The organism is Arthrobacter sp. Soil_N43 (assembly GCF_057655195.1).
This window is the reverse complement of sequence record NZ_JBDGML010000037.1, coordinates 1-5,348: the sequence shown is the minus strand read 5'-3', so window position 1 is coordinate 5,348 and position 5,348 is coordinate 1. Positions and strand designations below refer to the sequence as shown.

3 protein-coding genes are annotated in these 5,348 nt (G+C 65.1%); 2 read left to right on the top strand and 1 reads right to left on the bottom strand.

Annotation, left to right across the window (positions count from 1 at the left end; all coding sequences use genetic code 11):
- Both katG and AC3A3W_RS02475 read left to right on the top strand, forming a co-directional pair.
- Positions 1 to 2,192: catalase/peroxidase HPI (gene katG / locus AC3A3W_RS02480; protein WP_487440309.1), on the top strand; the 2,192-nt coding region annotated here is incomplete at its 5' end.
- Positions 2,193 to 2,506: 314 nt separating this feature from the next.
- Positions 2,507 to 3,784: a flavin-containing monooxygenase gene (locus tag AC3A3W_RS02475; RefSeq protein ID WP_487440308.1), complete on the top strand. Its 1,278-nt coding sequence runs from the start codon at positions 2,507 to 2,509 to the stop codon at positions 3,782 to 3,784.
- Positions 3,785 to 4,050: 266 nt separating this feature from the next.
- Here the strand turns inward: AC3A3W_RS02475 and AC3A3W_RS02470 are convergent, their stop codons facing one another.
- Positions 4,051 to 5,226, bottom strand: a complete 1,176-nt coding sequence (locus AC3A3W_RS02470; protein WP_487440307.1) for a M20 family metallopeptidase — start codon at positions 5,224 to 5,226, stop codon at positions 4,051 to 4,053.
- Between the last annotated feature and the right edge of the window lie 122 nt (positions 5,227 to 5,348).

Genomic DNA, 5,348 nt, shown 5'->3' with positions numbered 1-5,348 from the left:
ACGGCAGCGAAAGCGAGAACCCGGTAATTCCCGCTCCGACTGTAAAACCGAGTCGGCCCAGGACCAACCAGGACTGGTGGCCCAATCAGCTCAACCTGCAGGTGCTGCATCAGCACTCGCCCCAGGCCAACCCCATGGACGAGGACTTCAACTACGCCGAGGAGTTCAAGACCCTCGACCTCGAGGCCTTGAAGCAAGACCTCATCGACGTGATGACCACGTCGCAGGACTGGTGGCCTGCAGATTACGGCCATTATGGTCCGCTCTTCATTCGAATGTCGTGGCACGCCGCCGGCACCTACCGCGTCGAGGACGGCCGGGGCGGTGGCGGCAGCGGCGCGCAGCGCTTCGCTCCGCTCAACAGCTGGCCGGACAACGCCAGCCTCGACAAGGCTCGCCGGCTGCTCTGGCCAATCAAGCAGAAGTACGGCCGGAAGATCTCTATGGCCGATCTGATCGTTTATGCGGGCAACGTCGCCATGGAGTCGATGGGGTTCAAGACATTCGGCTTCGGCTTCGGGCGGACGGACATCTGGGAACCAGAGCAGATCTTCTGGGGACCAGAGGACACATGGCTGGGGGACGAGCGCTACAGCGGGCCTGGAGATTTCGAGAGTCCTCTCGCTTCCGTGCAGATGGGCCTCATCTACGTGAACCCGGAGGGGCCTCAGGGCAACTCCGATCCGCTGGCCGCGGCCCATGACATCCGCGAGACCTTCCGCCGGATGGCGATGAACGACGAGGAGACGGTCGCGCTCATTGCTGGCGGCCACACGTTCGGCAAGACCCACGGCGCCGTCAAGGCGGAGAACCTCGGTCCTGAGCCCGAGGCTTCACCCGTCGAGCAGTTGGGCTTCGGCTGGAAGAACTCCGCTGGCACCGGCCACGGCCAGTACACGCTCACGAGCGGGCTCGAAGGCGCGTGGACCAAGGATCCGACCAAATGGGACAACGGCTTCTACGAGAACCTGTTCGAGTACGACTGGGAGCTCACCGAGAGCCCCGCCGGGGCGAAGCAGTTCAAGCCCAGGAATCCCGAGGCACAAGGCACGGTTCCCGATGCCCACGACCCGTCCAAGCGGCACGCACCCATGATGCTGACCACGGACCTGGCCCTCAGGCAGGATCCGATCTACGGGCCGATCTCGAAGCGCTTCTATGAGCATCCCGAGGAACTCGCTGGGGCGTTCGCCAAAGCCTGGTACAAGCTGTTGCACCGCGACATGGGCCCGGTGTCGCGCTACCTCGGCCCTTGGGTCCCGGAGCCGCAGCTCTGGCAGGATCCCGTTCCCGGCGTCGACCATGAGCTGATCGGTGCGGACGACATCGCGGCCCTCAAGGCCAGGATCCTCGCCTCCGGGCTAACCATCTCCCAGCTGGTCTCGACGGCGTGGGCGTCGGCGGCGAGCTTCCGCGGCACCGACAAGCGTGGCGGGGCAAACGGGGCGCGCATCCGTCTTGCGCCGCAGAAGGACTGGGAGGTCAACCAGCCTGCCGAACTGGCCAAGGTGCTGCAGACCCTCGAGCAGGTCCAGCAGGATTTCAGCGGCTCACTGCCGGTCGGGAAGAAGGTCTCCCTTGCCGACCTCATTGTCTTGGGCGGGTGCGCGGCCGTCGAGCAGGCGGCAAGGAACGCCGGTGTCGAGGTCACGGTCCCGTTCATACCGGGCCGAACGGACGCATCCCAGGAGCAGACGGATGTCGAGTCCTTCTCTATGCTGGAACCGAAAGCGGACGGTTTCCGGAATTACGTCAGGGCCGGGCAGCAGCTGCCGGCCGAGACTCTCCTGGTGGACCGTGCCTTCATGCTGAATTTGACCGCACCTGAAATGACGGTCCTCGTCGGCGGGTTGCGGGTCCTGAAAGCCAACTCCGGGCAGTCCGACCACGGCGTATTCACCGACCGGCCCGAGGCCCTCACCAACGATTTCTTCGTGAACCTGCTCGACATGGGCACGGAGTGGAAGGCGTCCGCCTCCGAAGAGGATGTCTACGAGGGCCGCGACCGCACCACCGGCGGGCCCAAGTGGACGGCAACAGCGACGGATCTCGTCTTCGGGGCGAACTCGCAGTTGCGCGCCATAGCGGAGGTCTATGCCTGCCAGGACGCTAAGGACAAGTTCGCCCGCGACTTCGTCCGGGCGTGGGACAAAGTCATGAGCCTCGACCGGTTCGATCTCGCCTCTGCCTGAACTCCTCCTACCCAACTGGCTGAAGGTTGCCGCGCCCCCGGGTCGGGGGCGCGGCAGTCGCTCTGTCTCACAGGGCGCGGCCGCCCGGCCCGGTAAGCCGCGGACAACGCATCACAATTTCAGATGTGATTGCCCTGTTTTATGAGCTATGCAGATGCAATTGCCCCAAGTGAAAATGGATCAACCGTCACTTAGAGGGCCACAGCGGCGGCGATTCCAGCCGGAACTCCCAACGAAGGGACCGGCTGCGCGCGCGACTTTCCATGTCCTGCGTGGAGGAACGCTGTGGCATTTGCAGAAATTAGGAGATCGACATGTCTAGCCAAAAGGTTGAGGTCCTCGTCGTCGGCGCAGGTCAGGCCGGGGTTGCGATGAGCGAGCATCTGAGCGAACGCGGGATATCGCATTTGGTCCTGGAGCGGCACCGTATCGCCGAGCGCTGGCGCACCATGCGGTGGGACTCCCTGGTTGCGAACGGGCCTGCCTGGCATGACCGCTTTCCCGGCCTGGAATTCACCGACGTCGAGCCGGGGGCGTTCCCGTCAAAGGAGCAGGTAGCGGACTACTTCGTCGCCTACGCAGAGAAGATCGGTGCGCCGATCCGCTGCGGCGTGGAGGTGACATCAGTGCGCAGGAAAGTCGGCGCACCCGGATTCCATGTGCAGACATCCGACGGTAACTTCGACGCACGCTACGTCGTGGCAGCAACGGGGCCGTTCCAGCGGCCGGTGATTCCCGCCGTCGTTCCCGAGACTGCCGACCTCGTGCAAATCCATTCCAGTTCCTACCGCAACCCTGCCCAGCTTCCGGAAGGCGCCGTTCTGGTCGTCGGTGCCGGTTCCTCCGGGGTGCAGATTGCCGCCGAAATCCAGCGGTCGGGTCGGCAGGTCTTTCTCTCTGTCGGACCGCACGACCGGCCGCCGCGCAGTTACCGCGGACGGGACTTTTGCTGGTGGCTTGGAGTGCTCGGCATGTGGGACGCTTCCACTCCGGCTCTGGGCGCGGAGCACGTGACAATCGCCGTGAGCGGCGCCGACGGCGGCCACACCGTCGACTTCCGTGCCCTCGCCGCGAGCGGCATCAAGCTCGTCGGCCGGACCACAGCGTTCGAGGACGGAACCATGCGCTTTGCCGAGGATCTCCGTACCAACATCGCCAATGGCGACGCTCACTATCTGGAGCTGCTCGACGAAGCTGACGCATACATCGAACGCAACGGCCTCGATCTTCCTGAGGAGCCCGAAGCCCGCACTCTGGGACCGGACCCGGAGAGCGTTATGGACCCCATTTTGGAGCTCGACCTCGCCGGTGCCGGAGTTGCCTCGATCGTCTGGGCGACCGGCTTCGCCGTCGACTACAGCTGGTTACAAGTGGACGCTTTCGATGAGAACGGCAAGCCGCGGCAGCAGCGCGGAGTTTCTACTGAGCCTGGCGTCTACTTCCTCGGGCTGCCGTGGCAGTCACGCCGAGGATCCAGCTTCATCTGGGGCGTATGGCACGACGCCAAGTACGTCGCTGACCAGATCGCCATCCAAAGGAGCTATCTGGCGCACAACGACCAGCACGCCCTGGTGGCGAGCGGCGCGGTCTGATGCCGGAGTCGCAGCCAGCCTAGGGAGATTCAGGGAACAGCGAGGGGACCATGCCACGGAGGCATGGTCCCCTTTGCTGTTGGCGCTGCTCCCTGCGGATGCCGAAAAGGCTGGAAAGGCATGCCCAGTAAGGGGGAAGTCCAGCAACGAGGGCAAAGCACACAGAAAAGGGCCCGCTGCGTGCAGGAAATACCAGCAGCGGGCCCCTATGGTGTTACCGACGTCAGCCCGGCCTGGCCAACGAGCTGGCCGAAAAGAGCGTCGTGCTACTCCGCCAGGAAGTCCAGCGCGGTAAGCGCCAGAGCCGCAGCGCCGTCATGGATGGCACGGTTGGCTGCCTCTCCGACGCAGTGGGCGGCGAATTCCGGCTGGTGATTGGCTGCGGGGAAGCAGCCGAGCCCTATATAGGGGTGGATGGCCGGGACCACTTGGGACACGTTGCCCATGTCGGTGGAGGCCCGGTTCATGGTCGCTTGCTCCGGAGGTGCGCCAAAGTCCCTGCCCAGGGATTCTGCATGCCTGATGTACAGCTCCAGCGCCCGGAGGTCCGTGCGGAACTCGGAATAGGGTTCCGATTCCGGCGTCACTGTTAGCTCGCAGCCGGACGCCAGGGCCCCGGCCTCGAAGCAGCGGTGAACCCTCTCTTCGAGCTGGCCCAGCTGGGCGAGCGATTCTGCACGGACGTACCAGCGGCCCTCGGTCTTTTCAGGTATGGCGTTGGGGGCTTCGCCACCCCGCGTTTGGATGCCATGGACGCGCGTGCCCGCGGGCAGCTGCTGGCGGAGGAGACCCAAGGCGACCTGGGCGACGATGAAGGCGTCGTTGGCATTGACCCCCTGGTCGGGATACGCGGCTGCGTGGGCCGACTTACCCCGGTATTCCACGTGGTTGTGGGCCACTGCGTAGGGCCGGGCCTCGGCGGAGTCGACGGGGCTGGGATGCGCCATCATGGCCAGATGCAGCCCCAGGAAAGCGCCCTTCTTGAGCAGCTCGATCTTCCCGCCGCCGCCTTCCTCCGCGGGCGTTCCGTAGAGTTCAACGGTCAGGTCCCGCTCGGCAGCGAACCCTGAGAGGGCAACAGCGGCGCCGCACGAGATAGCCGTGATGATGTTGTGCCCGCACGCGTGCCCGAGGCCGGGAAGTGCGTCGTACTCGGCCATGAACCCAATGCGCCGCGCGCCGTTTCCGAAGGCGGCCCGTATCGCGGTGGGAAAGCCCAGGTACTCCTTCTCCACTTCGAAGCCATGCTCCGCCAGGTAGTCAGCGGTCCAGCCGGCGGCGAGGTGTTCCTGCCAGCCGAGCTCCGGGTTGGCGTGGAGTGTCTCCGAAAGCCGGGTCAGGTCCGGGTGCTGGGCGGCGACGGCGTCCAGCACCCGGTCGCGCTGACCGCGCTGACCACGCTGAACAGCCGAACTCGTCTCGGTAGCCGGTTCAGCGCTCATCGCCGGCCACTCCGTAGCTGACGGAAGACGCCGGGTCGAGTCCGCGAATCACATAGTCCTGCCGCTGCGGAAGCCAGACCTCCAGTAGCTGCTCGAGCTCCGCGATCGGGTCCTCGTGCCAG